The sequence below is a fragment of the Aedoeadaptatus nemausensis genome (genome assembly GCF_903819165.1).
GTDB classification, from domain to species: Bacteria; Bacillota; Clostridia; order Tissierellales; family Peptoniphilaceae; genus Aedoeadaptatus; species Aedoeadaptatus nemausensis.
This window is the reverse complement of record NZ_CAIJCS010000052.1, coordinates 1-247: the sequence shown is the minus strand read 5'-3', so window position 1 is coordinate 247 and position 247 is coordinate 1. Positions and strand designations below refer to the sequence as shown.

Annotated in this window: 1 rRNA gene; it reads right to left on the bottom strand. The window is 51.0% G+C overall.

The window, feature by feature from the left end:
• Positions 1–247: ribosomal RNA gene (locus PEPTYR26121_RS08715) — 23S ribosomal RNA — on the bottom strand; the annotation flags it as partial.

The following is a 247-nucleotide window of genomic DNA, read 5'->3' as shown; positions in this document are numbered from 1 at the left end:
TGTGTCGGTTTACGGTACGGGCGACAAAACGCGAACAGTGGCTTTTCTTGGCAGTATGGAGTCAGCTCCTTCTCTACTTGTTTTCGATACGCATCACACTTAAGCCTTATAGAAAGCGGATTTGCCTACTTTCAAGCCTTGGTGCTTGCACGCCTCACCAACCGGGCGCTACGCTTATCCTCCTGCGTCCCCACATCTTCATTGCGTTTGCCGGTACAGGAATTTCCACCTGTTGTCCATCGACTAC